Genomic DNA, 26,358 nt, shown 5'->3' on the forward strand with positions numbered 1-26,358 from the left:
GAACAAACGAACGGAGAGTGGGGATATCATGTCAGCACAGCGAATTGAAGGTAAGGCGATTTCAGATCAAATCCGTGAAGAACTAAAGAGGGAGACAGCGGAACTGGCAGCCGAGGGCATTAAACCGGGCTTGGCAGTTGTGCTTGTGGGTGAAGACGACGCTTCGCAGGTTTATGTCGGCAACAAGGAGAAGGCCTGTCAGCAGATGGGGTTTCATTCCGAGGTACACCGTCTTCCGGCCTCGACAACGCAGCAGGAGCTGCTTGATCTCGTCGCTTCTCTTAACGCGTCTTCGGCGGTCCATGGAATACTAGTACAGCTGCCGCTGCCTTCTCATATCGACGAAAAGGCGGTTATTGATGCCATTAACGCTGAGAAGGATGTGGACGGCTTTCATCCAGTCAATACCGGCAATCTGGTCATCGGTGATGATAGCCTGCTGCCTTGTACGCCAGCCGGATGTATCGAGCTGATCAAACGTTCGGGTGTATCTATAGCAGGTAAACATGCTGTTGTGATTGGCCGCAGCAATATTGTAGGAAAACCGGTTGCCATGCTGCTTCTGCGCGAACACGCAACCGTGACAATCTGTCACTCCCGTACCGAAGGAATGGCCGAGATCGCTAAGCAGGCGGATATACTAGTCGTAGCAATCGGTAAAGCCAAGGCGATTGACTCGCGTTACATCAAGCCGGGCGCAGTTGTGATTGACGTAGGCATCAACCGTCTGGAAGATGGCAAGCTTGCAGGTGATGTGGACTATGCGGACGCAGTTCAGACAGCCGGATACATTACACCTGTACCAGGTGGAGTAGGCCCTATGACAATTACTATGCTGCTCAAGAATACATTGAAAGCGGCTAAACGGATACACGGCATCGGGGAGTGATGATGTCTATGGCTAAACAGCCCCGCATTTATTCCATAAAGGAAATTACACGTTATATACGGATGAAGCTCGAGTCGGACAATCTCCTTGGAGATGTTTGGCTCCGCGGCGAAATCTCTAATTTCACGCATCATTCAAGCGGGCATATGTATTTTACGCTGAAGGACAGCGACAGCCGCTTGAAATGCATCATGTTTGCCTCTCATAACCAGCGTCTTCCTTTCATGCCAAGAGAGGGCGCCAAGGTAATGGCAAGGGGCAATTTCTCTGTTTACGAGCGCGACGGCAACTATCAGTTTTACGTGACCCAGATGCAGCCTGACGGTATTGGCAGCCTGTATCTCGCTTTTGAGCAGCTTAAGAAGAAACTGGAGGCTGAAGGGCTGTTTGATCCGGCCCGAAAAAGGCCCATACCGAGGCTTCCCAAAGCGATTGGTGTGGTCACCTCTCCGACGGGAGCGGCTGTGCGGGATGTGCTTATCACGCTTGAACGCCGGTTTCCGAATGTTCATGTGAGTCTTGTTCCCGTGCTTGTCCAAGGCCCGCAGGCGGCTCCTGCTATTGTAAAGGCTATTGAGCTTCTTAATCGGGAACGGCAGGTAGACGTGCTGATTGTGGGGCGGGGCGGCGGTTCGCTTGAGGAGCTATGGGCATTCAATGAGGAATCAGTAGCAAGAGCGATCGCGGGCTCGCTCATCCCGGTCATATCAGCTGTAGGCCATGAGACGGATTACACGATTGCCGATTTTGCTGCGGATTTGCGTGCTGCTACGCCTACCGCTGCTGCAGAGCTAGCAGTTCCTAACATGCTGGAGCTAAGGCAGCAGGTTGACCAGGCCTCACGGAGGCTCGCAAAGGCTCTTAGACATACGGTACAGGTAAGGAAGGAACGTCTGGCACGTGTGAAGCGTTCACCGTTATTCATGCATCCGCGCAGATACCTGCTTGAGCCTGCACAACGTCTTGATCGCTTAAAGGAGCAAATGCGTACTCGTTTTGTGCGCCGTGCGGAGCGCAGCAGAGAGCGTCTGATCCGTCTTCAGGGAACACTTCAGCGGTCTCATCCCGGGACGCGGGCGGAAGCTGCTGCGGTGAAGCTTACCGATCTGCAGAAGCAGCTTGAAAGCGTTATGCGCCTTAAAATAAGAGAGAGGCGATCGTTGCTTGGCTCTGCGGTAAGGCAACTCGATGCCCTTAGTCCGCTTAAGGTAATGGCCAGAGGATACGGCCTTGTATATGACGAGAAGGAAGAACGATTGGTGAAATCGATCCAAGATGTCCAGCCTGGTGATCTGGTTCACGTCCGTCTGGCGGACGGAAGTTTAGACTGCCATGTTTGGGGAATGAAAGGAGAGGGTAAAAGCGGTGGAACAGAAGGAAAAGACACAGACATTTGAAGAAGCGATGGAGCAGCTTGAGGAAATCGTGACAAAGCTTGAAAACGGCGATGTACCGCTCGAAACAGCCATTGAGCTGTTTCAAGAGGGAATGAGGCTGTCCCAGCTCTGCGGCAGCAAACTCGAGCATGTGGAACGCAAGATCGAAATGCTGATTGAAACGGAAGACGGAGTCCAGCGCAAACCGTTTGCTCCAGGCCAAGAGGATCGAGGGGAATAACTAGATGCAGATTAGCACAGCTGACTATATAGCAGAGAAAGCCGCAGCCGTACAGGATGCTCTCCACCAGGCGCTACCGCAGGAATGGGATGTGCCTGAGCGCCTCCGTGAGGCGATGATGTACTCTTTAAACGCAGGAGGCAAGCGTCTTCGCCCCGTGCTTGTGTTTGCGGCTGCCGAGGCAGTACATGGTGAGGCGGAGGCGGCAGATGCGGCAATGCCGATTGCTTGTGCGATTGAGATGGTACATACGTATTCGCTTATTCATGACGACCTGCCTGCTATGGATGATGATGATTTCCGCCGCGGTAAGCCTACCAATCACAAGGTTTTCGGGGAGGCGGTTGCAATCCTGGCTGGTGACGCCCTGCTGACACATGCTTTTTATTGCGTTGCTCAGGCAGCAAAGACGGGCCGTGTATCTGCGGAGGCGACATTGGCTATTGTAGAGGAGCTCGCTCGTCTTGCCGGTGCCCCGGGCATGGTTGGAGGACAGACAGCCGATTTGCTTGGTGAACAGGGGATTACCACGATCGAGGAGCTCAATTACATACATCTTCACAAGACCAGTGACTTGATTGCGTTCTCAGTGCAGGCAGGGGGACGGGCAGCAGGGGCTAGCCCCCGACAGCTTGAGGCGCTTGGTGTATTCGGCAGAAAGCTGGGTCTGGCGTTCCAAATTCAAGATGATATTCTGGATTTGGTTGGTGATGAGGTCAAACTCGGCAAAAAAACGAACAGTGATGTGGAGCAAAGCAAGGTTACCTATCCTTACCTGCTCGGTATGGATAAGAGCCGTGCAGAAGTCGAAAGGCTCACTGCAGAAGCGAAGCAGGCTGTGGAAGAAGCCGGTTTTGCTATTACAGACAGGCTGCTGGGTATAGCGGATTACCTGATGAAGAGAGATCATTAACGCCAAGCCGGAATGCGCAGGCATTGGGATGAAATGGCGACATGTGATATAATAGACGACAACGTTGGACATTCTTTGGACAACAGTGTTTTCAGTCCAAGAAAGCGAGGAAAACACATGCTGCTCGAACATATCCAGTGCCCTGAAGACCTCAAGCGTCTATCAGCGGAGCAGCTGGAGCAGTTGGCGGTAGAAATCCGCCAATTCCTTATTGAAAAGCTGTCGGTTACAGGCGGGCATCTTGCCCCTAACCTGGGCATTGTCGAGCTTACGATTGTGATGCATTACTTATTTGACAGCCCGCGAGATAAATTTATCTATGATGTTGGACATCAGGCTTATGTACACAAGATGCTGACAGGGCGAATGGGGCGCTTCGACACGCTGCGCAAGTACAAAGGATTGTGCGGTTTTGTCAAACGTGCGGAAAGTGAGCATGATGTATGGGAAGCGGGTCACAGCAGTACTTCGCTGTCTGCAGCTATGGGCATGGCTCTTGCAAGAGATCTTCAGGGCGGTAACAACAAGGTGGTGGCCGTCATTGGAGACGGAGCCCTGACAGGCGGCATGGCTCTGGAGGCGCTGAATCATATCGGCCATGAGAAGAAGAACCTGATCGTTGTACTCAATGACAACGAGATGTCGATCGCTCCGAATGTTGGGGCCCTCCACAACTACCTGGGCAAAATCCGATCCGACAAGCATTATATTAAAGCCAAGGATGATCTGCAGCATTTTCTTGGCCGAATACCGGCAATTGGCGGGAAGCTGGCCAAGACGGCGGAACGGCTCAAGGACAGTGTAAAATATATGATGGTGCCCGGCATGTGGTTCGAAGAGCTGGGGTACACATACTTAGGGCCGGTCGACGGGCATGATATCGATAAACTGCTGGAAACCTTCCAACAGGCTGCTAATGTTGAAGGTCCTGTGCTTATTCATGCATTAACGCTAAAAGGCAAAGGATACTCGCCTGCCGAAGCGGATTCGCATAAGTGGCATGGTATTACGCCATATAAGATTGAATCGGGCCAGGTGTTAAAGGCAGTCGGGCCACCCATGTACACAGAGGTATTCAGCCAGATGCTGATCGAGCTGGCGGAGCAGGACGACAGAATAGTGGCTGTTACTCCTGCTATGCCGGGCGGATCGGGTCTTCTGAAGTTTGCGGAACGGTTCCCGAACCGGATGATTGATGTGGGGATCGCTGAGCAGCATGCCGCGACCATGTGCGCCTCGCTTGCCATGGAAGGTCTGAAACCAGTGTACGCTGTTTATTCGACATTCCTGCAGCGTGCATATGACCAGGTGGTTCATGATATCTGCCGCCAAAACGCAAATGTGATATTTGCTATTGACCGGGCAGGCTTTGTAGGTCCTGACGGTGAAACGCATCATGGTGTATACGATATGGCTTATTTGCGCCATATCCCTAATATGGTGCTTATGATGCCCAAGGATGAGAATGAGCTGCGCCGTATGATGCGAACGGCAGTGGACTATGATGATGGACCAATCGCTGTCCGCTACCCTCGTGTAGCCGGCCGGGGGGTTGAAATTGATCCTGAACCGCTGCCGATACCGATTGGCCAGTGGGAAACCGTTCGCGAAGGTGATTCCGCCGTTGTGTTAGCTGCCGGTCCTATGATCCAGGTAGCCGAAGAGGCGGCAGAGCTGCTGAAGCGCGAGGGGCTGTCCCTGCGAATCGTTAATGCCCGTTTTATAAAGCCTCTAGATGCCGAGATGCTGCAGCTTCTGGCAGAAGATCGGCTGCCGATGATCGTTCTGGAGGAAGGAACACAGCATGGGGGACTGGGAAGTGCCGTGCTGGAGCATTATTCGCTGCGCGGCGAATATGGCTTGCCCATTCGCATTGTCGGAGTTCCGGACGCCTTTATCGAGCACGGCTCGATCAAGGAACAGCGGGAAGAGGTTGGATTAACGGCGGAGCGGGTTGCTGCAGAGGTAAGCGGCATGATGCCGCGTCAGCGGCAGCGGGCGACAGGCCAATAATGCAAGATGACAGGTGATGGTGAGTGAATGGCCGACAAGGAACGGATCGATATTTTGCTAGTAGAGCATGGGCATTATGAGAGTCGGGAGAAGGCAAAGGCTGCCTTGATGGCCGGCCTTGTTCTCGTGAATGGCGAACGGATTGATAAGAGCGGTACAAAAGTGTCCCGTACAGCAGAGATTACGGTTAAGGGCGCTGTTCATCCCTATGTCAGCCGCGGCGGACTAAAGCTGGAGAAAGCCATCCGGCATTTTGGGTTGAATCTCGAGGGCTGCGTCATGCTCGATATTGGGGCATCTACTGGCGGGTTCACAGATTGCGCTCTGCAGAATGGCGCTTCGTATGTATATGCTGTTGATGTGGGGTATAACCAGCTGGACTGGTCGCTTAGACAGGACAGCCGGGTACTGGTTATGGAGCGGACTAATTTTCGCTATACACAGCCAGGGGATTTGACAGGACCACCGCCTACCTTTGCCACAATCGACGTTTCATTTATTTCATTAAAACTGATTCTTCCCCCGCTATCCGGAGTTATTGAACCCGGATCGGGCGTTGTAGCCCTTATCAAGCCACAGTTCGAAGCCGGGCGAGACAAGGTGGGGAAATCAGGGGTTGTACGCGACGCTGCCGTACATGCTGAAGTTCTCAGCAGTATTCTTGGTTTTGCTGGTGAGCTGGGATTTGGCTTGCATGGTCTTACGTTCTCTCCGATTACTGGAGGGGAAGGGAACATTGAGTTTCTCGCATACTGGAAGTGGCGCGATGGGGAAGCGAACGTACCGGATTCCGCTGCGATTGATGCTCTTGTAGCTGAAGCCAGAGGAACCTTCACTGCTGGTTGAGCGGATAATGATAGGATTTAGGAGTGAAGAGATAAGGCTGCGACTGCGGCTTTATCTCTTTTTCTATGAAGTACTGGAAATCTGATTTATGATCTGGTAAACTGAAAGCAAACAAGTGTTCGCAGTTGATACTGACAAGGAATTGCAACCCCTAGGCGCGAATCTTTAAGGTAATGTTACCTAAAGAAACGAGGGATGAATTTGGGGAATGCGGCTGATTGGGTCATCATGGTGGTGGCGGGTTCCTTTCTTGCCGTTTGGCTGTTCCGCTCTTTCTACGCATGGCTTCATGAGCCTTCAGGATCCCGGGTGGTTCTGCTCGGAGATGGTGAAGAGCTCGCGCCTGACGACGAGAATGTGAAATTTCTCGAGCGATCAGGCTTTGAAGTAGTTTCCGGCAAACACCGGATTCCTGTCACAATCAGTCTGGACGGTGAGAAGTTAAAGACAAGGTTATATGTGGATTACGTGGCCGAGAGGGATGGACTTACTTATCTCGTGAAGACGGCCCGTGACCGAATGCCCTACGAGTGGACAGGCAGCGGGCTGCGGGACAGGCTGTTTATGTACGCACTGCTTGTGCCTGGTACGGAGGGGATTATTATTATGGATGCACGCGACAAATGGATACGGACCCTGACGTTTCGCATAACGGAACAGGGCTAGGAGGAACAGTTGAATGAAGGCAATACGTCACTTGAAGATTAGGGAAATTATTAATAGCGAACCCATTGAGACACAGGATGACCTGGTCGATGCGCTTAAGCGCGGGGGAATGATTGTAACCCAGGCTACAGTGTCCAGGGATATTAAGGAACTGCAGCTGATCAAGGTGCCGACCGAAGACGGAAGGTACCGTTACTCGCTCCCCCAGGAGCAGAAGTTTAATCCGGTTCACAAGCTGCGAAGAGCGATGCTGGATAATTTTGTCCACGTTGATTACACAGACAATCTTGTTGTCATGAAGTGCCTGCCGGGCACGGCGAATTCTATCGCCGCCTTGATTGATAATATGGAATGGTCTGAAGTGATGGGAACCATATCAGGAGATGATACGATTCTAATCATCTGCAGGACAAAAGAACATAGTGATGAAATTGTGCAGTCTTTGCTGGATATGCTGAACTGAGTCACGTTCTCGTTTGGGACTTAATTTTTTAATGAATGGCGGATACGCCAATTACACATGGTAATGAGAGAAGGAGAGGGAGAGAACATGCTTCGGGAATTGTCCATTCGAAATTTAGCGGTCATAGAACAAGTGTCTGTAAGCTACCATCACGGTTTTCATGTATTGACAGGTGAGACAGGAGCAGGCAAATCGATACTTATCGATGCGCTCAGCCTTATAATCGGCGGACGCGGTGCTTCCGATATGGTTCGCTACGGGTGTGACAAGGCCGAAATCGAAGCTGTGTTCGATCTTCATCCGGGTCACCGGGTATGGCGCGTGCTCAGCGAGCTGGGCATAGGCGCCTCAAGTGAAGAGATGCTGGTTATTAGGCGTGAGCTGTCCGCTCACGGGAAGAGTGTGAGCCGCATTAATGGGCAGGTGGTTAATCTGACGATGCTAAAGGAAGTTGGCGATTGTCTGGTAAACATTCACGGTCAGCATGAACATCAATCCTTGCTGCGTATTGACCGTCATCTGGAGTGGCTTGACCTGTACGCCGGCGACACGCTTGCGGAGAAGAAACGCAGTTATCAGGCGGCTTACCACAAGCTGCAGCAGACGCGTACGAAGCTTCGGGAGCTTGAAGAATCCTCCCGTCACAATATGCAGATGCTTGATTTGTACAAGTTTCAAATCGAGGAGATATCTTCTGCCGGTTTGATACCGGGAGAAGATGAATCGCTCCAGGAGGAGAAACGAAAGCTGATGCATGCCGAACGGCTTATGGAGCATGCAACGGAAGCTTATTCATTACTATACGGCACCCAGGGCTTAGAAGCCCTAAGCAAGGCGCTCAGCCATCTAGAGGATATACGGTCGTATGATCCGGTCGTGCTGGAGCCACTGGTGGAGCAGCTTCAGTCCGCATATTACCAGGCTGAGGATGTTTCCTTCCAGCTTCGTGATTACCGCGATCAGGTGGAATTTAACCCTGAACGCCTGGCCGAAATTGAAGACAGGCTGGATCTTATCAACGGGTTGAAACGTAAGTACGGCGAGCAGATTCCTGACATTTTGGCGTATTATAACAAGATTTCATCCGATGTGGACAAGCTTGAAAACCGTGATGAGCATCTGCAGCGGCTGCGCGAAGAGGAAGGACGTTTGTACGATCGCGCAATGTCGCTCGCCTTATCCCTGTCTGGTCTGCGTCACCATGCGGCTGACAAGCTGGCTTCAGAGATCGAGAGAGAGCTTAAGCAGCTGCAGATGGAACGTACTACTTTTAAAGTGAAGCTGGACAAACTGCAAGAAGGAGCAGAGAGCTTCCGGTTAACGCCGCATGGGGTCGACGAAGCAGTCTTTATGTTGTCTGCGAATCCCGGAGAGCCGCTTAAGCCTTTGAGCAAAATCGCCTCTGGCGGCGAAATGTCCAGAATTATGCTGGCTTTAAAGGCGATATTCGCAGCTATTGATGAAGTCCCTGTGCTTGTGTTCGATGAAGTGGATACGGGAGTTAGCGGCCGGGCAGCACAAGCGATCGCAGAGAAGATGTCTGTCTTGTCGGGTAGATGCCAGATATTCTCGATTACTCATCTTCCGCAGGTGGCCTGTATGGCTGATCACCATTACGAAATCCGTAAGAGCATCCGTAATGAACGGACATCTACCTCCGTTACGGAGCTGCTTGGCGTCAAACGGATAGAAGAGCTTGCGCGGATGCTGGGCGGAGTTGAGGTCACGGACAAAACCAGGCTCCATGCTCAGGAAATGCTCGATTTAGCCGGCAGACAGAAGGGCGCGTAATGTAAGGTATTACGGGAAGGTTTTATCGGTCATAAAACCCTGGGGCCAAGGTTACCTTATAGGTACGCCATTGGCGAATGACGTTTCGTCAAGAGACGGAAACCTAGGGAGCGTGAAAATCATTGAACGCAAGTAACCGGAAACGCTGGTTTGGATTAATTCTCGTGTTCTTCGTTTGCATGATCGGCTACTCCGCCCCGTTGCAGCATTTCGCGGCTTTTCCAAGTGAACTGAGGCTTTTTTCCGGCCAATTGAAGCAGTTGGACTACTTAATGCCGGTTCACGCCAAGGTTACCGTTGATCCGGGTGTCGTGAAGGTAAATGGATCGGCTAATGCCTCTACACAGGTCGATCTTAGCGAGCCTTTATCATTGGTACCGTCCCACAGCGGTACAACAGAGATGAAGATGAAATTATTTGGTCGTATACCCTTTAAGACAGTCAAACTTCATGTTGTTCCTGATCTTCGAGTTGTTCCCGGAGGCCAGACGATCGGTGTTAAAGTGAAGTCAGATGGTATTATGGTTGTTGGCCATCATCAAGTGGAGACCCAATCAGGAGTGAAGGTATCGCCTGGTCAAGACAGTGATATCCGTTTGGGCGACCTGATCGTCAAGGTCAACGGTATGTACCTGAATGAAGTGGCCAAGATGAGCAAGATTGTGGATAAGGCTGGCCGCTCGGGTAAACCTCTGCATTTTGAGATCAAGCGCGGAACACAGATCGTTACCAAAGAATTAATGCCTGCTTATGATCCGGAGGATAAGGCTTGGCGACTCGGTTTATATATCCGGGACTCTGCAGCAGGCGTCGGTACATTAACCTTCTATGCACCGGACCAAGGTGTTTATGGTGCACTTGGGCATGTGATTACGGACATGGACACACAAACTCCTATCAAAGTAGGAGAAGGACAGATTGTGCAGTCAAGTGTCACCTCAATTAACAAGAGCTCCAGCGGCGAACCAGGGGAGAAGAGAGCCCACTTCGTAAAGGAAGGTAAAGTGCTTGGTAATGTGGAGCACAACACTCAGTTTGGAATATTTGGCAAAATGAAGGAGCTTCCAAAGCCGACTTATACAAGCGGCACTCTGCCTGTCGCGTTTGCCGAGGAAGTAAAGGAAGGACCGGCTCAAATTTATACGGTTGTAGGCGGGCAGCGGGTTGAGAAGTTCAATATTGAAATTACACATGTCTCAAAGCAAGTCACACCTGCAACTAAGGGAATGGTCATTAAGATCACAGATCCTAAGCTCCTGGAACAGACAGGCGGTATTGTTCAGGGCATGTCAGGCAGTCCCATCATTCAGAACGGTAAGATTGTAGGGGCTGTAACCCATGTGTTCGTAAATGATCCTTCCTCAGGTTACGGTTGTTATATTGAATGGATGCTGCGGGATGCAGGAATTTTACTGGAGGGCAGCAATTCAGAGCAAAATCTTAAGGCGGGTTAAAGCGCCTTAAGATTTTTTCTTTAAGCTCCTTAAGATTGTCGAATGGAAACGGAAATGTTCGAACCGGGAGAGTTTGTGTAATAAAATTTTAATTATATAGAAGCTGAGAAAAAAAATAAAGAAAAATAATTTTCGACAGAAGGAATTTTATGGGCGGTGTCGAAAATGTTATAATAGCAAAAACAGATTCATCTAAATCGGTCAAGGGAGGACTCAGACTTGCAAAGAATTGAGGTTTTACTCGCGGACGACAACCGAGAATTTACTAACTTATTATCGGAGTATATAGCAGAACAGACTGACATGACGGTTAGCGGCGTAGCTTATAATGGTGAAGAAGTGCTCAGGCTGCTCGAAGAATCTAGGAAGACGCCTGACATTCTTATTCTGGATATTATCATGCCTCATTTGGATGGTTTGGGTGTACTGGAACGCTTGCGTGACATGAATCTGAACCCAATGCCCAAAATTATAATGCTGACGGCATTTGGTCAAGAGAATATTACGCAAAAAGCTGTCCAGCTCGGCGCTTCATATTACATACTGAAGCCGTTCGATATGGAAATTCTGGCTAACCGGATTCGTCAGCTGGTTGGTAACCCGGCCGTTGTATCTGGTTCAAACTATACATCTACACTGCCGAAATCCAATGTTGTTCCAATAGCCAAGGGCAAAAATCTCGACGCTAATATCACAAGTATTATTCATGAAATCGGCGTTCCGGCTCATATTAAAGGCTATCAATACCTGCGTGAAGCGATTACAATGGTATACAATAACATTGAAATTCTTGGTGCCATTACCAAAACCCTGTACCCGGCTATCGCAGAGAAATTTAAGACAACGCCTTCACGTGTCGAGCGAGCCATCCGTCATGCTATTGAAGTTGCATGGACACGTGGCAACATAGACTCCATCAGTCATTTGTTCGGATATACGATTAACATCAGCAAGTCTAAGCCTACCAACAGCGAATTTATCGCGATGGTTGCTGACAAGCTGCGCATTGAGCATAAGGTGTCCTGAAAGCGTGAGGATTAATTCTTAATCTTGTTTTCGCAGCAGGTCATACAACGAACAACACCGCCCCCGCTTCGGACAGCTCCGAGCGTGTGACGGTGTTGTTTTTACTATAGTTGATGCCGCTTCTAGTGCCCGAATATTATCATCTGGATCGCTCAGGCATCCGGTCTAGGCGGGCGGGGTCTCTTCGGCTTGAAGCGCGGGGCAACGTAATTGCGTTTGCGGTCCCTAAAGAAAATCCAGCCACCAATAAAACCTACACCTGCCATAAACATTAGCATTCCGGCGATAAACTTTCCCCACTGAAATGCTGGAGCCACTGCTAGATTGTTGCCGTATTCCGCAAAGAACACAAACAACGATTCCTTGAGCAGCAAGAAGCCGTAGGTGGCCATAAAGCCGGGAATGACGAGCAGTAGAATGGCGATAAAACGGGCAATAACTTGTCTCACGCCGGTACCCTCCTACAACGACAGTTGCTAGTTACATTGCTCCTATCATAACCTTTTCGATCCAACCTGTCCATTTTGCTAATTTGGACATGTATTTATGTCAAAAAACAGGTACAATAGAGAACGGAAATTGTACTGTACTTTAGAAAGAGGCGAATTAACATGACCATCCAAGTGGATGTTGCAGTGCTCGGCGGTGGACCGGGCGGATATACGGCTGCCATTCGGGCGGCACAGCTCGGTAAGACGGTGGCGATCGTCGAAATGGATAAAATAGGTGGCACCTGTCTGCATAGGGGATGTATCCCAAGTAAATCCCTGCTTAGAAGTGCGGAAGTTTATCATACGGTAAAAGAAGCTGAGCAGTTCGGCGTCGTAACAGGAGGAGAAACTGCTATCAGGTATGACCTGGTATCCAAGCGAAAGTCGGATACGGTAGGTAAGCTGTATAAAGGGCTGCAATACTTAATGAACAAACACAAAATCGAAATTATCAAGGGCAAGGGGCGAATTATTGGCCCGTCGATTTTTTCGCCGCGCAGTGGGGCTCTAGCGGTTGAACTGGCTGATGGGGAGATGGAGACGGTTATCTCTACCAATCTGATTATTGCGACCGGGACAAGACCTCGCAAGCTGCCTCATTTGAATTATGATGGTGTACATATCATGACGAGTGACGATGTGCTGGAAATGGAAGCTCTGCCTAAAGACATGATTATAATCGGCGGTGGTGTTATCGGTGTGGAGTGGGCTTCTATGCTGCATGATTTTGGCGTCGGAGTTACCGTGGTAGAAACGGCGGACCGCCTGCTTCCAAGTGAAGATGAAGATGTATCGACAGAGCTGATGAAGCTGTTTCGAACAAGAGGAATACGGGTTTTGACTAATGTTAATCTTAATTTGGAGTCATGTATATCAGGAGACGGCAAAGTGAGCATTGAAGGAGATTCCGGTGAAGGCTCCTTGCAGCTGGAAGCATCTGCTATTCTGGTCTCGGTGGGTCGCGAGGCCAACATTGAGGAAATTGGGCTGGAAGCGACTGATATCCAGGTTCACAACGGCTTTATAAAGACTAATGCCTCCCTACAGACGCGAGAGCCGCATATTTATGCCATCGGCGACGTAACAGGCGGTGTTCAGCTTGCCCATGCTGCTGCGCATGAAGGTGTTTTTGCAGTTGAGCATCTGGCCGGTTTCAAGCCTGAATTAGTACAGGCACACCGTATCCCGAGAGCCGTGTACTCGAGACCCGAGATCGCTTCATTAGGCTGGACGGAGAAGCAGGCCCGCAGTCAGGGTTTTAATGTGAAGACAGGAAAAATTCCCTTTGCCGCCATTGGCAAAGCAGTGGTTAAAGGCGAGACGGACGGATTTGTGAAGGTTGTGGCTGACGAAGCGTCGGGTGATGTGCTGGGCGTTCACATGATCGGGCCGCATGTAACGGATCTGATTACCGAGGCAGCACTAGCTGATTTGCTGAATGCTTCCGTATGGGAAGTCGGACAGCTAATACATCCGCATCCGACGCTGTCTGAGGCCCTTGGCGAAGCCATGCTGGCTGTGGACGGCAATTCGCTAGCTTTCTGATGAGGCCTGGTATTCATAACGATGCATTTTCTTTTTTTGCCCGCTCGCGTTATAATAGCTATAGCAACAATTAGTACCTGGTGTTAAGACTAACGATTAATACTTGGAACTACAGACTTAAACTAGTGAACTTTACCAGGAAGAGGAGGCTGCATAATGGCTAAGACCGATTCAGTCACCCAATCATTTCGCCACCGTGAAATCGGTTTGACAGATGAGCAGGCCGTACAGATGTATGCCACAATGCTGACGGCGCGGAAATTTGATGAACGGATGCTGCTTCTGCAGCGTGCAGGCAAAATTAATTTTCACGTTTCCGGTATCGGTCAGGAAGCTGCCCAGGTAGCGGCTGCTTTTGCGCTCGATCGTGAGCAGGACTATTTTCTCCCATACTATCGCGATTACGGCTTTGTACTGTCGGTTGGGATGACGCTCAGAGATCTGCTGCTGTCCGTCTTTGCAAAAGCCGAAGACCCGAACAGCGGCGGCCGCCAGATGCCTGGCCATTTTGGCAGCAAGAAGCTGCGCATTGTAACCGGATCAAGTCCGGTAACGACGCAAGTTCCACATGCAGTGGGCTTTGCGCTGGCCGCGAAGATGAAGGGCAAGAAGTTTGTTTCATTCGTCACCTTTGGTGACGGCTCGAGTAATCAGGGCGATTTTCATGAAGGCTGCAACTTTGCCGGGGTACATAAGCTGCCGGTTATTTTAATGTGTGAAAATAATCAGTACGCAATATCGGTCCCTATTGACCGGCAGGTGAGCGGGAAAATCAGCGACAGGGCTCTTGGATATGGCTTCCCTGGCATTCGTGTAGACGGCAATGACCCGCTCGAGGTATACCGTGTTGTGAAGGAAGCCAGAGAACGTGCGGTAGCGGGTGAAGGGCCTACACTGATTGAAGCAATGATGTACCGGTTGTCTCCTCATTCGACGTCGGATAATGATTTGGCTTATCGCACCAAGGAAGAGGTTGAGGAGAACAAGTTGAAGGACGGACTTCCTAGATTTAAACAATACTTGATGGATTGCGGATTATGGTCAGAGGAGCAGGAGCAGGAGCTGGCAGCCGCTATCAAGGGTGAGCTGGATGATGCGACTGCTTATGCGGACAAAGCTCCATTCCCTGCACCAGAGGACATTTTGCTGCATGTGTACGCGGATGAAGGGGGCTACTAACCATGCCAGTCATTGAATATATAGATGCGATCCGGCTAGCCATGAAGGAAGAGATGGCCCGCGATGAGGATGTTTTCGTTCTGGGTGAGGATGTCGGACTTAAGGGTGGTGTCTTCACTACGACCAAGGGACTGCTTGATGAATTCGGCGAGATGCGCGCGCTCGATACGCCGCTGGCTGAGTCGGCTATCGCCGGTGTTGCCATTGGTGCAGCGATGTACGGGATGAGGCCGATCGCGGAGATGCAATACTCTGACTTTATGTTTCCGGCAACTAACCAGATCATTAGTGAAGCGGCCAAAATCCGCTACCGGTCCAACAACGACTGGGAGTGTCCGGTTGTCATCCGGGCGCCGATTGGCGGAGGAATATTCGGAGGGTTGTACCATTCGCAGTGCCCGGAGTCCGTGTTTTTCGGTACACCAGGCTTAAAGATCGTTGCTCCTTATACCCCTTATGATGCAAAAGGGCTTCTGAAAGCTGCGGTGCGAGATCCAGATCCGGTATTATATTTTGAGAATAAGAAGTGCTATAAGCTTGTGAGCGGGGAAGTACCTGACACGGATTACACGGTGCCGATCGGTAAAGCGAATGTGCTGCGCGAGGGCGAGGACATTACGGTAATTGGCTACAGCCTGCCGCTGCATTTCATTATGCAGGCTGCCGAGGAACTGAGCGAGGAAGGCATTGAAGCGCATGTGCTGGACCTGCGTACGATTCAGCCGCTTGATAAGGAAGCGATCCTGGAGGCAGTTCGCAAGACAGGTAAGGTTCTAATCGTTCATGAGGACAACAAGACAGGCGGGGTAGGTGCAGAGGTTGCAGCCATAATAGCGGAAGAGCTGCTGTATGAGCTGGATGCGCCTATTATGCGTTTGTGCGGGCCGGATGTGCCTGCTATGCCGATCAACGCTCCGGGTGAGAAGTTCTTCATGTTAAATCGTGACAAAGTGTATGAAGCCATGCGCAAATTGGCTCTTTATTAGAAGGTTTAGGGGATGAGCAATGATGAAATCGGTAAAGGAAATCGTCATGCCGCAGCTGGCAGAGTCGCTTGTTTCGGCAACAATTGATAAGTGGTTAAAGCAGCCGGGCGATGAGATCGAGATGTATGAGCCGATTTGTGAGATCATTACAGATAAAGTGAATGCCGAACTGCCGTCTACAGTTGCAGGCAAGCTTGTTAAAATTCTGGCTGGCGCTGGAGAGACAATTCCTGTAGGCGAGCCAATCTGTCTCGTAGAGAGCATTACAGCTGATGAGACGGAGCCAGCCGAAGTATCCGCAGCCCAGTCTGCCGGAACCGCACGAGCTGGTGAGGAGGATCAAAGTATGCGAGGCAGATATTCGCCTGCTGTTCAGCGGCTTGCTGCTGAGCATAACCTTGATTTGACGATTATTAGCGGGTCAGGCATTGGCGGTCGTATTACACGGAAGGATGTACTCGCCTATGTAGCATCGGGTAAGCAGGGGGTGGCTGCCGTTCCTAATAACGCAGAGCAGCAGATGACCCGCACGGCTGCATCACCAGCTGCTTCGGCTCAGAATGAGACTAAGCTTCCCAATGTGCGATCTTCCGGTCTGCATTTGTCTGAGCCTCCGCGTATCCCTGACATTCAGGTTGAGCAGCGGTCCGTACCCGGCAAAGGTGAATATTTCATAGATGTGACTCCAATCCGTAATACGATTGCTACGCGGATGCGCCAGAGTGTAACGGAAATTCCGCATGCATGGACGATGATTGAGGTGGATGTCACAAACCTGGTCGTGCTGCGTAACAAGCTGAAGGATGAATTCCGGCAGCGCGAGGGTATTAATCTGACCTACCTGGCGTTCTTAATTAAGGCTGTTGTTAACGCGATTAAGGATTACCCGATCATGAATTCAATCTGGGCAGTTGATAAAATCATCGTCAAGCGTGATATTAACATTTCGCTTGTGGTGGGTACCGAGGAATCCGTTCTGACACCGGTAATTCATAATGCAGACCAGAAGAACATCGCCGGTCTTGCCCATGAGATTGACGAGCTTGCCCGCAAGACCAGGGAAGGCAAGCTGACTGTCGCCGACATGCAGGGCGGTACCTTTACGGTCAATAATACAGGTTCATTTGGTTCCATTCTGTCCTATCCGATTATTAATTATCCGCAGGCTGTTAATCTGACGTTCGAATCGATTGTAAAGCGGCCGGTCGTCATCAATGATATGATTGCGGTCCGTTCAATGGCCAACCTCTGTCTGTCGCTTGACCACAGGATATTGGACGGTGTTATTTGCGGACGTTTCCTGCAGCGTGTGAAGGACAATCTGGAAGGCTATAATTTGGAGACGAAGCTGTACTAAACACTGACAAAAGAGGGTAGTACTATGAGCGAATTAAACCGGTTGGACAGCATCTACATACCTATGATAGGCTATGGCGAGGCTTGGGACCTGCAGAAGTCGCTCGTCCGTCAAATTGATTTGGAGGAAGTGCCTGAGAAGCTTCTGCTGCTCCAGCACCCGCCAACGTATACCATCGGCTCGCAGAAGCATCCGGAGCATCTGCTGCTTAGCGAGGAAGAGCTGGCAGCACGCGGGATTACCGTACATCAGATTGACCGGGGCGGAGATATTACCTATCATGGACCCGGACAGCTGGTTGGTTATCCGCTCTTGTACCTGGATGCCGCGGGACTGGATCTGCACGCTTACCTGCGTAATTTGGAACAGGTGATCATTGACTGGCTTGCCGGCTATGGTATTGAAGGCGGCAGAAAGCCGGAATACACAGGCGTATGGGTTGGCGATGTGAAAATAGCGGCTATAGGCGTCAAGTTTAACAAGAGCCGCAGGCGCAAGGGATTTATTACAAGCCACGGCTTCGCCTTAAACTTGAAGGCTGGTATTGCTGAGGATGGATTTCAGGGTATTATACCATGCGGAATTCAATCCTACGGGGTAACATCCTTCGAGGATCTGACGGGTCGGACTATGCCGGTCAGACAGGCGGCAGAAGAGATTCTGCCGCTCTTCTGCCGCATATTCAACAAGCAATCGAACGGTTTAATAGAAGAACCAGGACATGCTCATCATGACGGTGGAAATTAACATAACACCGACGAGAATGATAGCTGTAATGCGCAGCCATTTGCGATTGTGCATGATGCCGCACTCCTTTCGGGGAAGGGTAGACAACTATTATTGTAAACGATATTACATAGCGGAGGAAAGCCGATGATCTCTGAGAAACGTCTTGTGGACGAATTTATGGAACTTGTCCAAGTGGACAGTGAAACCATGCATGAACAGGCTATAAGTAAAGTATTGAAACAAAAATTTGCAGAGCTTGGCCTGCAGGTCGAAGAGGATGATGCTGCCGAGAAGACCGGACATGGAGCGGGCAATCTCTTCATTATGCTTGAGGCTAATGGCACAGATGGTGCTCCAACAATATTCTTTACTTCCCATATGGACACCGTAACGCCAGGTGCCGGCATTAAGCCGCAGCTGGATGATGACGGCTATATCCGCAGTGACGGCACTACCATTCTTGGCGCGGACGATAAGGCAGGCATCGCAGCGATGCTTGAAGCAATCAAGGTATTGAAGGAACAGAATATTGCCCATGGTCCTGTTCAATTCGTTATTACGGTTGGCGAGGAAGCGGGCTTGCATGGCGCGCGGGTAATGGATGCCTCACGCCTAAAAGCAGACTATGGCTATGCTCTTGACTCCAATGGACAAATCGGCGATATCGCTGTTGCGGCTCCTACGCAGGCGAAGATCGATATGAAGATCATTGGCAAGTCGGCCCATGCCGGTGTAAATCCGGAGGACGGAATAAGTGCAATTCAGGTGGCCGCAAAGGCCATCTCCCGTATGAAGCTGGGCCGGATCGACAAAGAAACGACCGCTAATATCGGTCGTTTCGAGGGCGGCGGTGCAACGAACATCGTCTGTGATTATGTGAAGCTTGATGCAGAGGCAAGAAGCATTGTGCAGGATAAGCTGGATGCTCAGATCGAATCCATGCGGACAGCACTTGAAAGTGCAGCCTCTGATTACGGCGCGACAGCCGAGTTTGAGAGCGAGATTATCTACCCGGCTTATTCTTATACGGACGGTGATCCGGTGGTCGAGCTGGCGAAGAAGGCAATTGAGCAGATTGGGCGTACGCCAAGGACCTTCCATTCGGGCGGGGGCAGTGATGCCAATATCTTCAACGGACTGGGCGTGCCGACGGTCAACCTTGCAGTGGGCTATGAGCACATTCACACAACCAAAGAGCAGATCAAGGTAGCGGATTTGGTAAAGACAACCGAACTGGTTGTGCAGCTGATCAAGCTCGCGGCTGAAGGCAAGTAGGATAACGGTTCATAGAGTCATAGTAAGAGTAGCAAGACTCAAGGAGCCTCAAAGATAATAAAGGGTTGATGGAAGAAGGGCTTCCCCTGTAGAACGGCTGCAGCTGTTTCTATAGGGAAAGCCTTTCTTATTGTTGTCTGCCTGATTGTTATGATCTCGAACGAATCTCCTGCCGCATGAAGAGAGCGTAAGTAAGTGCAAAGGCAAGGGAAGCAGCAGCAATTAGCCCCGTCAAATGAGGCCAGATTAACAGCAGGCTTTGGCCTAAAGGCAGCGGGCTTGGTATGGCGCCGATTACCTGCTCCATTGTTAGTGGTCCAAGAGAGCGGACTTCAGGCACAAGCAGTGTGGTTGTCGCTTCGGTAAATAATTCGGCTGGCGACAGGCGGTTAATGAAGAGCAGCGTCTGCTGATAGGAGAGAATCTGGCTCGTACCCGCCTGTTCGCCAGGCTCAAAAGATTTGGCAAGCAGGTTAACAATTAAGCTGTAGAAGACAGTGAAAAACAGCCACAGTGCTATTCCTGAAAGGGCCGAAGTGGCGGCCTGGCGGAAGCGCACGGAGAAATATAAAGACAAGTTCAGCCAGAATCCAACGTATATAACAGCTGTTAATAGAAATATCACCACCCTGCCGAATTCTTCAGGCGTTGGCGGATAGCCAATTGTGAAGAGCCCGAGTCCCATGACCGAGAAGCCCAGGGAGAAGATCACTAAGGCAACAAGCAATAGGGCGGCTGTAAATTTGGCGGTAATAAAGTCATCACGGTACAGAGGCTGTGACAGCATACGGCTCAGTGTCCCTTTGGTACGCTCGGTATTAACCGCATCGAAGCCAAGCGCAATACCAATTAGAGGCCCGAGAAACGATACAAAGGTGATGAAGTTAGGCAATGTACCATCTGAAGCGGTAAACATTTTTAGAAACAAGTAGTTCTCGCTGTCGCTGTTACCGGTGCCCTGTTGAAGGGCAATTACCGCCGAGTAAATCGAACCTATGCAAGCCAATACGACAATTCCGACCAATATGCCGAACCGCCAGCTGTGAATGTGATCGCCGAGCTCCTTATGCACAATGACCCAAAATGGCGAAGGAGTATGCCGTGCTTGCCGTTCTACTTTCTTACGATCCGGTTCGTTTATCATGTTAGTCCGGTTCCGTATTTGAAGCCTCAGCCTCTTCAAGAGCGGCAGACTGCTATCCGGTATGTTCATCTCTTCCACTCCCCTCGAAGTAATTGTGGTAAATGTCATCCAGCCCGTAAGTTCTGCGATTAATTGCGGTTAGCTCGGCGCCACTTTGAACAGCGGCACGTGCGAGAGAGGATGTCACATCCGCTTGACAAATGACTTGAATATTCATGCTGCCGTCACTCTTTCCAGAGTCCAGCCCGTCTGCCAAGACCTTGCTGACGCCCGGAATGCTGAAGAGATCCTCTGTGAGATGGTCAGGTGCGTTCCTGACCGTCATTTCCACAGTGATCGTTCCGCTAGAATTCAAGGATTCCGCCAGTTCATCTATATTACCGCATGCGAGAAGTCTTCCCTGGACAAATAATCCCACACGGTCACAGATCTGCTGAACCTGATAAAGATGATGTGAGGAAAGCAGTACGGTAATTCCGTCTTCCCGGCTAAGGGAACGGATCAATGCCAGCAGCTCACGGACCCCTTCGGGGTCAATTCCGAGCGTCGGCTCATCCAATATGATAACTTCGGGCTTCTTAATCAAAACATCCGCTAGCCCCAAACGCTGCCGCATGCCGCGCGAGAATGCTCCAACCTTCTTGCGGGCTGACTCTGCAAGTCCTACCGTTTCCAAGAGACGTTCGGCCCTCTCCCGCGCTTCGCCGGCAGGAATCTGGTTTAACCCTGCCGTAAACAGCAGATTATCAAGGGCTGTTCTATCCTCGTAGAAGCCTACATCGTCGGGCATATAACCGACTTTGCGTTTAACCTGGAGCGGGCTGCGCACTGGATCAAGACCACACACAACGGCACTGCCGGATGTAGGCTCGGACAGTCCAAGCATCATAAGGATTGTCGTCGTTTTGCCTGCCCCGTTAGGACCTAGAAGGCCGAATACTTCTCCTTTTCTTACGGTAAGGTAGAGATCATCGACAGCCCGCTGGTTGCCATAATATTTAGTTAAACCAGACAATTCGATAACCGGCTCTTGATTCGTTGGTGTCTGCTCGCAAATCACTTCTTAACGCCTCCCGTATCTGCGGATCAGGTATGCGATGAATCCGGCAACGGCAATAACGATCAGAATACCGACCCAGCCCCACAGAACCGAGGATTTAACCGCCACTCTTATGGATGCCTGGGACGTTTTTTCAGGTGAAGCGGCACTCAGCGAGACAGCGTAGTCTCCGGGCATGGCCTTGCTGTCTGCTTTGATAATAGCTTGAACCGTTTTCGTTTGGCCTGGTTCGATCATCCGTATGGATGATGGCTCAAAGCTGACTTCCCAGCCGCTGGGAGATTGAGCCGACATATTTACTTCAGATAGCGCGGATGTACCGGTATTAGTTACAACCAGATCGAGTCGGCGTGTTGAACCCGCGGTTACATCCGTGTTCAGTCGTTCGTCAGCGGTAGTCAGCTGCAAGTCAAACGTTCCCGTAATTACGACCTCAAGCTCAGCGCTGGCTGAGGTGCTGTTATTTGATGCGCTTACAGGGATTACGAATGTGCCGGCGGACGCATTTTCAGGCGGAACCGCTTCTATGGTGATGGTTTCGGAAGCGTTTGGCTCGGCGGTAACGGATGTCACATTGTTACCACCGCTTTTGAAACGGATGTCCCAGCCGGGATCAGCGGCGGCTGTTAACGAATAGGTCTGTTCTTCAGCTGTGCGGTTCTGCAGATTTGCGGTAAAAGTAAAGGTAGAGTCGGCATGACCCTCCATATTGCTCTGCTCTATCGTGAAAGCAGAGGAATAGGTTCCTTTTTCAGTCACATCTACATGAAGGTCAAGCGGATTTGCTCCAGTAGCATTAACTGTAAAGGTATAGGAGCCCTTCTCCACTTTCAGGGGCACCTGAAGCCTTAGCTCTGCTGACTGGCTCTCGCCCGGCTTGACGGCAATCTGTTTAACCTGCCGCCCATCGGCCGTCAATTCCTGTACCCATCCATCTTTACCTTTAACTGACAATGCTGTCTTCAAAGTCGTACTGCTATGGTTAATTAATTCGATTGGATACGTGATGGATTCCCCGGGGGAAGCGGATATGTCCAAATATGGGGTGTACAGCTCGAGAACTGCGGCTGCGCGGGCTTCCCGTGTTCCTCCTAGCATGAAGGATGTAAATAAAATTGCAGTGAGTAAGTAGATGACCGTGTTTCTCTTGCTTCCGATACATGCATGCAGCATGCATAATCCCTCCTGTAACTGAATGTTAAGGCTCTATGGCCTTCTAAAATGGAATACGTACAAGGACAGCCGGCCGGATTTATCGGAGCCCCAAAAAAGTTGCATTTATTTAGCCTGATCTGCTAAAAAAAAAGTAAAGTGACTGCTGCCGTGTTTATCGGAGAGGAGGCTGGGCTCATGAGCGCCCAACAAGAACCCAATCCATCCGAGCTGCTGCATGCGATGTGCAGGGGATCTGTCGAAGCTTTTGAGCTGTTCTATAGACGGTATGCTCCCCTTGTGCTTCAAATAGCAGGTCGAATGCTCGATGACCGGATGGAGGCGGAAGACTTATGCCATGACATCTTCATGGAAGTGCTCCGTAAGGGAGACAGGTATTCGTGTGATAAAGGCTCTATAGAGGCTTGGCTAGCTGTCATGACTCGCAGCCGGGCTCTGGATCGGATTAGAAGGGGGAGGAAGGTGGTTCTCGAGAAGGAGGATGGCAGTAAGCTCACTTTAACCTCTGAAGCCTCATCTGGGGTAATGGACGCCCTTGAGGAACAAGTGGTAATCAAGCTGGAGCAGGAAGCGGTCCGGGAAGCGATGAGAGAGCTTCCGGTAACACAGCAGAAGGCATTGACAGCCATCTATTACGGCAATAAAACACATAGAGAGACTTCAGAGGAGTGGAATGTTCCGCTTGGCACGGTGAAATCGTGGGTGCGATACGGGCTGAATAATTTGCGGAAGAGGCTGAGTATGCATAGCCACGAAGAGAAGGTTACCCTTGACGTACCGGAAGGGAGGGGTCTTACTTGAAGGAGAGGCCGGAACACCGAGTGTTCAGGTGCTTGCGCTACACGGAAGAGCAGTGGGTGGACAGGATTAGAGGATCAATCAGCGCAGAGGAGAGGTTCTTAATGGACACTCATGCGGAGACATGTGAAGAGTGTCATGGTATTAGAGACGAATGGCACCGGCTGCTTGCACCCGGAGAGATCGAGCCACTCGATGACAATGAAGTTCTCCCTCTTCTTCCGTCATCTTATGAGCGGTCTCTTTTTAGAACCGTTAGAGGGATGCGGCCTAACCGGTCAGCAGTTAGAGGAGGCTGGCTGGCAGCGGCCGCGTGCATATTGGTCATGTTGCTGATTGGCGGGCTTAGCAAGCTGGAAGGGGAGGCAGAACCTCTGGGGGCTTATGTAAGCCGGCAGGTACCGGAAGCTGAGGCAGTCATGCTTGCTCCCGATTCTTCCCGGTACCGCGCCCTGACCATTGGCAGCGGCGAGGGGGAAGGCTATGTCTGGGTAAGCCGGGACAGTCAGGAAGTTCTGCTCATGCTTGACGGTTTGCCGGCACATGGACAGATAGACTACCAGGCTTGGGCAGTCAGCGGGGATCGGCACGATAGTCTTGGTGTGCTAAGCTGGAGCGGGAGCCGGGCACATTTGCATGTCCGTTCGCCGCTGCTTCAAAAGTCGGATAATATATCGATCAGCGTTGAGCCGCTGGGAGGCAGTGTACAGCCGACCGGCAGGGAGACGTTCCTTGTGCTGCTGCAGAAGGACTAACGCGCTGCCTTCCTGGCCGGTTTTCCGAGCATATCCTGGAGCTTGCGGCTGTCGGCTGCCGCCGTACCGCCCAGCTTGCGGAGCTGATAACGGATTTCCCATGCCTTGCCGACTAGACGGAGACCTTTTTCGTTGATATACTGCTTCATTTTTTCCAACCCCTGTCGTGATTTGGTATAATGATCAATATGCAGAGAATGGACAAGATATCCCTCGATGTGCTGTCGGGCGTCTGGGCGGCTTCCTGCTGATCAGAACGGGCAGCAAATTCCAGGGAAAATCAGGACCGGCATAGTCCGGCAAGGAGTGGAGACACGATGACGATATTAGGCAAATCGGAGCAGTGGCAGGAGAAAACAGTCAAGACGGATCATATCTTCAATGGGCGGATGATTACGCTGCAGGTGGACACGGTTCAGCTGCCAAATGGTGAAACGGCGACACGCGAAATTGTCAAGCACCCTGGTGCTGCCGCGGTTATGGCTTTAATAGATGACAAGCTGCTCGTTGTTGAGCAGTACCGCAAGCCGCTCGAGAAATTTCAGGTTGAGCTTCCGGCGGGCAAGCTCGACCCTGGTGAGGATCCGATTCAGGCGGCTTACCGCGAGCTGGAAGAAGAGACGGGGTATAAGGCCAAGGAAGGTTCAATGAAGCTGGTCAGCGCTTTCTTCACCTCGCCGGGATTTGCCGATGAGAAGCTGTACCTGTACTTTACGGATCAGCTGGAGAAAGGCTCACTGCAGCTGGATGAGGATGAGTTCCTGGCTGTGGAAGCGATCAGCTTCGAGCAGGCTCAGCAGTATATCCGTGAAGACCGGATTAGTGATGCCAAAACAATGATGGCTGTGCAGGCATGGCAGCTGTACCGGCTGACGGGAACAATCTGATATGACTGGCCAGCAGGGCGGTCAGCAGCTTCAAACGGTCTATGCCGACATGCATATTCACATAGGAAGTACCGACCATGGTGAACCGGTTAAGATCAGTGCCAGCCGCAGCCTCACGTTCCGCAACATTGCGCACGAGGCGGCAGTCCGCAAAGGGATACGGCTGCTCGGCGTCATAGATACCCACTCGCCTGGTGTCCAGCGGGATATCGCCGGGCTGCTGGAGACCGGTGAAATGTCGGAGGTCGAAGGCGGAGGCATCGGATATCGCGATACGACCCTGCTGCTTGGCAGTGAGATTGAAGTGAAGGAGCCTGGAAGAGGCCCGGCGCATTATCTGGTGTTCATGCCGGACTTCGACCGTATGCGAGCATGGACGGAATGGATGAGCGCTTATATGCGCAATGTCATGCTCAGCTCCCAGCGCATTTATGTGACGGGCAGGGAGCTGCAGGATCAGGCGCTCGCCAGAGGAGGGCTGTTCATTCCCGCCCATATTTTCACTCCGCACAAGAGCCTCTATGGCAGCTGTACGGATTCAATCGCGGAAGTGCTGGATCCGGCAGCAGTGTCCGCAGTTGAGCTTGGCTTAAGCGCTGACACTGAAATGGCCGGTTACGTAGCGGAGCTGGACGGCTACCCGTTTCTGACGAATTCGGATGCACATTCCCTCTCCAAGATTGGCCGTGAGTATAATGAACTGCTGCTTGGCCAGCCTTCATTTGCGGACTTTCAGATGGCCTTGGAAGGTAAGGAAGGCAGGCGGATTGCCGCTAATTACGGCTTGAATCCGAGGCTTGGCAAGTATCACAAAACCTACTGCCTCAATTGTGAGTCAGCACTAGGTCCAGATGAGCCGGACCGCCAGCCGGAGCGCTGCTCTCTTTGCGGCAGCACTAAGCTTGTCAATGGGGTCATGGACCGGATTCAGGAGCTCGGCAGGCTGATGAACCGGGAGGAGCTTCCTGAGCAGAGCGGACGTCCGCCGTATCGGTACCAAATTCCTCTCGAATTTGTACCGGGTGTAGGACCCAAGCTGCTTGATCGGCTTTTGAAGCGCTTTGGCACTGAGATGGATGTTCTTCACAGCGCCGGTAAAGAGGAGCTGGCTGATGAAGCGGGAGCACAAACAGCAGACCTTATTATTGCGGCCAGAGAAGGACGCCTTAATCTTGAGGCAGGAGGCGGGGGCAAATACGGGAGAGTAAGGAAGTAGTTCCCTTTAGGCCGGAACTGCCAGCCTGCCCGCAGGGGCATACCGCTTGGACGAACGTCATACAATGTACAAGACAGTTCGGACA

General features: G+C 51.2%; 27 protein-coding genes. 21 read left to right on the top strand and 6 right to left on the bottom strand.

Annotated features, from left to right (window positions below; translation table 11 throughout):
- Window positions 1-28: 28 nt before the first annotated feature.
- The 11 genes from folD (at window position 29) to spo0A (ending at window position 11,678) form a co-directional block, all read left to right on the top strand.
- On the top strand, window positions 29-889 hold the full coding sequence (folD, locus tag L1N82_RS02380) for a bifunctional methylenetetrahydrofolate dehydrogenase/methenyltetrahydrofolate cyclohydrolase FolD (RefSeq protein WP_235285728.1): 861 nt from the start codon (window positions 29-31) through the stop codon (window positions 887-889).
- An 8-nt stretch (window positions 890-897) separates the two neighbouring features.
- The gene (gene xseA / locus L1N82_RS02385) at window positions 898-2,286 is read left to right on the top strand and encodes an exodeoxyribonuclease VII large subunit (protein WP_235285729.1); all 1,389 of its coding nucleotides are present in this window, start codon (window positions 898-900) and stop codon (window positions 2,284-2,286) included.
- 7 nt (window positions 2,287-2,293) lie between these two features.
- Entirely contained in the window at window positions 2,294-2,506 is a 213-nt protein-coding gene (gene xseB / locus L1N82_RS02390) for an exodeoxyribonuclease VII small subunit (RefSeq protein WP_235286145.1), read from the top strand.
- 4 nt (window positions 2,507-2,510) lie between these two features.
- A complete protein-coding gene (locus tag L1N82_RS02395) occupies window positions 2,511-3,419 on the top strand; it encodes a polyprenyl synthetase family protein (RefSeq protein ID WP_235285730.1) in 909 nt (302 codons plus the stop codon).
- Between the two features lie 117 nt (window positions 3,420-3,536).
- Window positions 3,537-5,432 carry a 1-deoxy-D-xylulose-5-phosphate synthase gene (dxs, locus tag L1N82_RS02400; protein WP_235285731.1) on the top strand — a complete coding sequence of 632 codons (1,896 nt, stop codon included), beginning with the start codon at window positions 3,537-3,539 and terminating at the stop codon, window positions 5,430-5,432.
- A gap of 27 nt (window positions 5,433-5,459) precedes the next feature.
- On the top strand, window positions 5,460-6,278 hold the full coding sequence (locus L1N82_RS02405; RefSeq protein WP_235285732.1) for a TlyA family RNA methyltransferase: 819 nt from the start codon (window positions 5,460-5,462) through the stop codon (window positions 6,276-6,278).
- Window positions 6,279-6,473: 195 nt separating this feature from the next.
- On the top strand, window positions 6,474-6,944 hold the full coding sequence (locus L1N82_RS02410; protein WP_235285733.1) for a hypothetical protein: 471 nt from the start codon (window positions 6,474-6,476) through the stop codon (window positions 6,942-6,944).
- A gap of 13 nt (window positions 6,945-6,957) precedes the next feature.
- The gene (gene ahrC, locus L1N82_RS02415; RefSeq protein WP_235285734.1) at window positions 6,958-7,407 is read left to right on the top strand and encodes a transcriptional regulator AhrC/ArgR; all 450 of its coding nucleotides are present in this window, start codon (window positions 6,958-6,960) and stop codon (window positions 7,405-7,407) included.
- A gap of 87 nt (window positions 7,408-7,494) precedes the next feature.
- Complete coding sequence (gene recN / locus L1N82_RS02420; RefSeq protein ID WP_235285735.1) at window positions 7,495-9,198, top strand: DNA repair protein RecN; 1,704 nt, start codon at window positions 7,495-7,497, stop codon at window positions 9,196-9,198.
- Window positions 9,199-9,320: 122 nt separating this feature from the next.
- Window positions 9,321-10,652 (top strand): SpoIVB peptidase, encoded by a 1,332-nt coding sequence (gene spoIVB, locus L1N82_RS02425; RefSeq protein WP_235285736.1) that lies wholly within the window; start codon window positions 9,321-9,323, stop codon window positions 10,650-10,652.
- A 219-nt stretch (window positions 10,653-10,871) separates the two neighbouring features.
- On the top strand, window positions 10,872-11,678 hold the full coding sequence (spo0A, locus tag L1N82_RS02430) for a sporulation transcription factor Spo0A (protein WP_235285737.1): 807 nt from the start codon (window positions 10,872-10,874) through the stop codon (window positions 11,676-11,678).
- Between the two features lie 152 nt (window positions 11,679-11,830).
- Here spo0A and L1N82_RS02435 read toward each other — a convergent pair whose 3' ends face one another.
- Entirely contained in the window at window positions 11,831-12,127 is a 297-nt protein-coding gene (locus L1N82_RS02435; protein WP_235285738.1) for a DUF2627 domain-containing protein, read from the bottom strand.
- Window positions 12,128-12,289: 162 nt separating this feature from the next.
- On the opposite strand from L1N82_RS02435, the gene lpdA reads away from it, so the two are divergent.
- The 5 genes from lpdA to lipB all read left to right on the top strand — a co-directional run bounded on the left by lpdA (window position 12,290) and on the right by lipB (window position 17,983).
- Window positions 12,290-13,714 (top strand): dihydrolipoyl dehydrogenase, encoded by a 1,425-nt coding sequence (gene lpdA / locus L1N82_RS02440; RefSeq protein ID WP_235285739.1) that lies wholly within the window; start codon window positions 12,290-12,292, stop codon window positions 13,712-13,714.
- Window positions 13,715-13,870: 156 nt separating this feature from the next.
- Window positions 13,871-14,893: a thiamine pyrophosphate-dependent dehydrogenase E1 component subunit alpha gene (locus L1N82_RS02445; protein WP_235285740.1), complete on the top strand. Its 1,023-nt coding sequence runs from the start codon at window positions 13,871-13,873 to the stop codon at window positions 14,891-14,893.
- Window positions 14,894-14,895: 2 nt separating this feature from the next.
- Window positions 14,896-15,879, top strand: a complete 984-nt coding sequence (locus tag L1N82_RS02450; RefSeq protein WP_235285741.1) for an alpha-ketoacid dehydrogenase subunit beta — start codon at window positions 14,896-14,898, stop codon at window positions 15,877-15,879.
- Window positions 15,880-15,901: 22 nt separating this feature from the next.
- Window positions 15,902-17,236 carry a dihydrolipoamide acetyltransferase family protein gene (locus L1N82_RS02455; RefSeq protein ID WP_407946679.1) on the top strand — a complete coding sequence of 445 codons (1,335 nt, stop codon included), beginning with the start codon at window positions 15,902-15,904 and terminating at the stop codon, window positions 17,234-17,236.
- A gap of 24 nt (window positions 17,237-17,260) precedes the next feature.
- Window positions 17,261-17,983, top strand: a complete 723-nt coding sequence (lipB, locus tag L1N82_RS02460) for a lipoyl(octanoyl) transferase LipB (protein WP_235285743.1) — start codon at window positions 17,261-17,263, stop codon at window positions 17,981-17,983.
- Here lipB and prli42 read toward each other — a convergent pair.
- Window positions 17,939-18,037 (bottom strand): stressosome-associated protein Prli42, encoded by a 99-nt coding sequence (gene prli42, locus L1N82_RS23530; RefSeq protein WP_181438830.1) that lies wholly within the window; start codon window positions 18,035-18,037, stop codon window positions 17,939-17,941. The two genes, lipB and prli42, sit on opposite strands and share 45 nt — an antisense overlap.
- A 72-nt stretch (window positions 18,038-18,109) precedes the next feature.
- Here prli42 and L1N82_RS02465 point away from each other — a divergent pair, with 72 nt between their 5' ends.
- On the top strand, window positions 18,110-19,240 hold the full coding sequence (locus L1N82_RS02465; RefSeq protein WP_235285744.1) for a M20/M25/M40 family metallo-hydrolase: 1,131 nt from the start codon (window positions 18,110-18,112) through the stop codon (window positions 19,238-19,240).
- 148 nt (window positions 19,241-19,388) lie between these two features.
- Here the strand turns inward: L1N82_RS02465 and L1N82_RS02470 are convergent, their stop codons facing one another.
- From L1N82_RS02470 to L1N82_RS02480, 3 genes are read right to left on the bottom strand one after another with little or no spacing between them, the layout of a single operon-like run.
- The gene (locus L1N82_RS02470; RefSeq protein WP_407946680.1) at window positions 19,389-20,384 is read right to left on the bottom strand and encodes an ABC transporter permease; all 996 of its coding nucleotides are present in this window, start codon (window positions 20,382-20,384) and stop codon (window positions 19,389-19,391) included.
- Between the two features lie 52 nt (window positions 20,385-20,436).
- On the bottom strand, window positions 20,437-21,444 hold the full coding sequence (locus L1N82_RS02475; protein WP_235285746.1) for an ABC transporter ATP-binding protein: 1,008 nt from the start codon (window positions 21,442-21,444) through the stop codon (window positions 20,437-20,439).
- Window positions 21,445-21,447: 3 nt separating this feature from the next.
- Window positions 21,448-22,617 (bottom strand): COG1470 family protein, encoded by a 1,170-nt coding sequence (locus L1N82_RS02480; protein ID WP_235285747.1) that lies wholly within the window; start codon window positions 22,615-22,617, stop codon window positions 21,448-21,450.
- A 177-nt stretch (window positions 22,618-22,794) separates the two neighbouring features.
- On the opposite strand from L1N82_RS02480, the gene L1N82_RS02485 reads away from it, so the two are divergent.
- Window positions 22,795-23,418: an RNA polymerase sigma factor gene (locus L1N82_RS02485; RefSeq protein ID WP_235285748.1), complete on the top strand. Its 624-nt coding sequence runs from the start codon at window positions 22,795-22,797 to the stop codon at window positions 23,416-23,418.
- 20 nt (window positions 23,419-23,438) lie between these two features.
- Entirely contained in the window at window positions 23,439-24,170 is a 732-nt protein-coding gene (locus tag L1N82_RS02490) for an anti-sigma factor (protein ID WP_235285749.1), read from the top strand.
- Here L1N82_RS02490 and mciZ read toward each other — a convergent pair.
- On the bottom strand, window positions 24,167-24,319 hold the full coding sequence (gene mciZ, locus L1N82_RS02495; protein ID WP_235285750.1) for a Z-ring formation inhibitor MciZ: 153 nt from the start codon (window positions 24,317-24,319) through the stop codon (window positions 24,167-24,169). The two genes, L1N82_RS02490 and mciZ, sit on opposite strands and share 4 nt — an antisense overlap.
- Window positions 24,320-24,487: 168 nt before the next feature.
- On the opposite strand from mciZ, the gene L1N82_RS02500 reads away from it, so the two are divergent.
- Both L1N82_RS02500 and L1N82_RS02505 read left to right on the top strand, forming a co-directional pair.
- Entirely contained in the window at window positions 24,488-25,057 is a 570-nt protein-coding gene (locus L1N82_RS02500) for an NUDIX domain-containing protein (protein ID WP_235285751.1), read from the top strand.
- Between the two features lies 1 nt (window position 25,058).
- The gene (locus L1N82_RS02505; protein ID WP_235285752.1) at window positions 25,059-26,273 is read left to right on the top strand and encodes an endonuclease Q family protein; all 1,215 of its coding nucleotides are present in this window, start codon (window positions 25,059-25,061) and stop codon (window positions 26,271-26,273) included.
- Window positions 26,274-26,358: the final 85 nt, after the last annotated feature.

Origin of the sequence: Paenibacillus tarimensis (assembly GCF_021532315.1) — a bacterium.
Lineage (GTDB): Bacteria > Bacillota > Bacilli > Paenibacillales > Paenibacillaceae > Paenibacillus_I > Paenibacillus_I tarimensis.